At 68.2% G+C, this 3,614-nt stretch carries 4 protein-coding genes; 2 read left to right on the top strand and 2 right to left on the bottom strand.

Annotated elements, in window-relative coordinates:
* Positions 1-38: 38 nt before the first annotated feature.
* Positions 39-806 (bottom strand): hypothetical protein, encoded by a 768-nt coding sequence (locus tag K2Z83_RS14415; protein WP_220595884.1) that lies wholly within the window; start codon positions 804-806, stop codon positions 39-41.
* A gap of 390 nt (positions 807-1,196) precedes the next feature.
* Here K2Z83_RS14415 and K2Z83_RS14410 point away from each other — a divergent pair, with 390 nt between their 5' ends.
* The gene (locus tag K2Z83_RS14410; protein ID WP_220595883.1) at positions 1,197-1,595 is read left to right on the top strand and encodes a PPOX class F420-dependent oxidoreductase; all 399 of its coding nucleotides are present in this window, start codon (positions 1,197-1,199) and stop codon (positions 1,593-1,595) included.
* Positions 1,596-1,796: 201 nt separating this feature from the next.
* Complete coding sequence (locus K2Z83_RS14405; RefSeq protein WP_220595882.1) at positions 1,797-1,994, top strand: hypothetical protein; 198 nt, start codon at positions 1,797-1,799, stop codon at positions 1,992-1,994.
* A 9-nt stretch (positions 1,995-2,003) separates the two neighbouring features.
* Here the strand turns inward: K2Z83_RS14405 and K2Z83_RS14400 are convergent, their stop codons facing one another.
* Complete coding sequence (locus tag K2Z83_RS14400; RefSeq protein ID WP_220595881.1) at positions 2,004-3,074, bottom strand: hypothetical protein; 1,071 nt, start codon at positions 3,072-3,074, stop codon at positions 2,004-2,006.
* Positions 3,075-3,614: the final 540 nt, after the last annotated feature.

Genomic DNA, 3,614 nt, shown 5'->3' with positions numbered 1-3,614 from the left:
CCTCACAACATCAGTGCCTCAGTGATTCCGAGGATGTGCTATCGGCTATCGGCTGCGATCCGCGCCCTGGCCGTGAGGCACTCCTCAGCCGTGATCGTGCCCCAGGCCCGCACGTGCCAGCCCGCATCCCCGTCATCAACCAGGGTCGCCTGCATACAGAGCGTGCTGCTGTCGAAGACCAGATGCGCGATCGCGTAGCGCACCCCGCCGCCACCGGGGTCGGCGTAGTCCCCGGCCTCGCGGACATCGCGCAGCTTCCCCAGCCCCAGCGGGTCGGGGTCGGGCCGGTGCATCGCCGAGTACATCAGCCCCATGTGGTCGTTCAGCTCATCAATAGGCACGCTGCCATCGGCGGCGCGGTAGACCGCCAGGGCGCGATCATAGCTAGTGGTGATCAGGGCGGTGAGCCATGCTTGATGCGCCTCAGTCGCAGAGGTAGCCCCTAGGTTGATCGGGATCCTTGTGCCGTCGGGGAGCACCTGCTCCGGCCCGGTGAAGGCTGACTCGGGCGCGGCGGTGGGGCGCGTCGCCGCCGTGGGCTCCGGGGCGGCGGTGGGGCGCGGCGCGGCGCTCGGCACGACGATGGTCGGCGCGGCGGTCGGGGCCGCGAGGGCGCGCTGGGTCGCCGCCGCCGCCGTCCGCGCGTGGGCGACGGAGGAGGGCAGGTCGTCCCTGGGCGGGGCGGCGAGCAGCGCGGCGACGAAGATCACATTGCTCACGGCATACAGCACGGCGGCGATGACGACGGCGGCGGCCAGGGCGATGAGCCCCGCGTACCAGGGCTGGCGTTCGGGTCGGGTCTCCATAGGGCGGGCTCCTATCTTGCTACAACGCGGTGCTGGGATGCGCGGCGGGCTACGCCGGCGGCGGCGCGGGGCGGCCAGGGGCCGCTGGCCCCTCTCCTCACGCCTGGTCGCTGCCGCCTCGTCTATATACCATCTGGGGCGGCGAAAAGGATACGCCACAGTCGCCCTGCGCGCCGCCGCCTGAGCCGGCCCAGATCTGCCCCGGCGTGCTATCATGGCGGCGGCGCACCGACGCTCGCCAGGCGGGATGCCGTCGCCGAGCTGCGCCGGGCCATCGACCGCTGGCTGGAGGTGCGGGGGCTGACGACGCCCCCGGCGGGGGCAGGCTGAGCTGATGCCCGCCGCGCGCCCGACCGCTCTACCGACCGCGCCTACACATAAGGATGCACGATGACCACCCCGACGCCTATCCCGCCGAGCCACATCGACCTGCTGGAGCGCCCGATCGTCGCCGCCCTCGCCACCGCCCTGCCTGACGGGACGCCCCAGGTCACCGCCGTCTGGTTCAACCTCGCGGACGGCCAGATCCACATCAACTCGGCCGCCGGCCGCCTGAAGGACCGGGCCATCCGCGCCAGCCCCTACGTCGCGCTGATGGTGCTCGACCCGCAGGACCCCTACCGCTACATCCAGGTGCGCGGCCCGGTCGTGCTGATCACCGAGGAGGGCGGCGACGCGCACATCAACGCCCTGTCGCACCGCTACACGGGCAAGGACTATGCCCTCGTCCCGGGCCAGGTGCGCGTGCGCTACGTGCTCAGCCCCGAGCACGTCGACGTCCATGGCTGATGCGCTGCATGAGGCCGCTGATTGGCCAGCGACTGCTGGCCGGCAGCGCCGGTGATGTGGTGTCAGGAGGGCCGATGAGCCCGTGGATCCCCGAGGGGCACCCCGATCCCTCCCGGCCCTCGCGCGGCGGGGTTCGCCCTGCGCCCGCTGCGCGCCCGGGCGCCCGAGGCGCTGATCCGCGCGCAGCCGCCCGGCGCCGCGATGGCCACCTTCTGGCTGCGCCAGGACCTGCAGGCCGGCGACATCCCCGACCGCCTGGTGGCCGCTGCCCACCGCTGGCTGCGCGAGGCCTGGCCGCTCCCGGCGCACCTCTGCCGGGTCAACGACGCCGAGACCCGCTCGATCACGGCCCTGGGGCGGGCGGGGCTCTCGCCCCGCTTCGCCATAGTAATCAGATGACGCCCTATGCTACGGCATAGCTGACTCCCACCCCTGGGCGAGGGTGAGGAGGCAGAGATGGTAGGTGTCAGGGGTGTACCTATCAGTATCGGCGCAGAAGACGGCTATCTGACGGCCATCTGGTGACCATACGCCAGCGGAGCCATTGCCTGGTGCCAGCCAGAGCATGGTCAGAGCGGCACGCTCCGGGTCCAGGGCCGTCTGGCTCGCCAGGCATCCGTCGGGGCCGCCAGTACACTGGGCCTCGTATCCACGGTTCAGCAGCAGCCAGCGCCCGTCTGGTGACCAGGCCATCCCATCGACCTGCCGGTCATTGCCGGTGATATAGGGCAGGGAGGGCATATCCTGAGTTAGTCCGCTGTCGAGCGGACGAAGCGAGCCACTCACCTGGTCTACCACAAACGACTGGAACCAGAACCGGCCCATGCCCTCGTTCACATCAGCGGCCTGCACAGCCAGCTTTGTCCCATCGGGTGACCAGACGAGGTCGAGTGGCAGCAGGGCACGCTGGCCATGGGGCTCACGCTGGGGTTTTGGCAGTTCGACTAGGGTAAGCGGATCGTCCAGCCCGGGGCCGAACAGGTACAGGTGCGACTCGACCGTGACCGCAAGCTTCCCACCATTAGGGGCCAGCCAGAAGCTCTGATAATCATTGGGCGTAGCCGCTTTCCGTGCTGCTGGTACTCCTAGAGGCAACGCGACACGCACATCGGGTTGGCCCAGGCGCATGCGGAGCACGTCAGTGTCACCCAGGATGCCAACCGTCCCGTCCGATGCGATGGCGACGTCGAAGACGGTGAGCGGCTTGGCGTTGGCTTCAGCGAGCGGCTCTGGCTCCATGGTGACCCACCTGCTGCTGGCGGTCACACCTTCCACAAAACGCCGCAATTCCACGCCCTCCGGGCTCAACGCAACAATAGCAAAGCTACCGTCATCTGCCCTACGTGGGGTGATGATGGCGTTGCTCGCATGGTCCCAGGTCGCACGGATCTGATCGTAGTCGAAGCCGATATACGACTTATCGAGCAGCGTTACTGGGGCGCCGCCGTCGAGTGAATAGCGTAGCAGCTCCTGTCCCACGCCACCAAGGAGCAGCGCGCGACCGTCAGGCGACCAGGCTAGCGGGGGGACAACGCTGACATCCTGCACATCGACTGAACTAATCAGCGATGGGTTTGGGGTTGGGGTGGGAATCGTTGTCGGGCGGGGTGGAGCGATTGCTTCGGTTGGTCCTCGACTTGGGAGCGGGGTGGGTTGGAGCGATGGGGCAGATGTACTTGCCGATGGCTCGATAGTGCTTTGGGCGGGTGATGCCTGAGGCGGCGAGGCTGTGCAGGCTGCCAGAAGCATGGGGAGGAGGAGGGGGAGCAGTGGCGAAGGGAAGAACGTTTTGTCGCGGATCTTTTTCATTGTCCCATCACGCTACCATGTCACCCTGAGCGCAGCGAAGGGTCTTCCCATCCACGCGACTGGAAGATGCTTCGCTGCGCTCAGCATGACATGTCACCGGGATACGTAAAAATTTGTTAGCGCGAATAAGTCCTGGGTAAACCTGGGAGCGTAGGCCTCGGCTGGCGACTGAAGTCGCAGCGCGGGGGCCTGCGGCCAACCGCCCGCCTC

The sequence above is a fragment of the Oscillochloris sp. ZM17-4 genome, assembly GCF_019599295.1.
GTDB lineage: Bacteria > Chloroflexota > Chloroflexia > Chloroflexales > Chloroflexaceae > Oscillochloris.
This window is presented reverse-complemented; position numbering and strand designations above follow the sequence as displayed.

Coding starts and splice junctions, on each gene's coding strand:
- K2Z83_RS14415 (WP_220595884.1), bottom strand. CDS start 806: ATGGAGACCCGACCCGAACGCCAGCCCTGGTACGCGGGGCTCATCGCC.
- K2Z83_RS14405 (WP_220595882.1), top strand. CDS start 1,797: ATGGCCACCTTCTGGCTGCGCCAGGACCTGCAGGCCGGCGACATCCCC.
- K2Z83_RS14410 (WP_220595883.1), top strand. CDS start 1,197: ATGACCACCCCGACGCCTATCCCGCCGAGCCACATCGACCTGCTGGAG.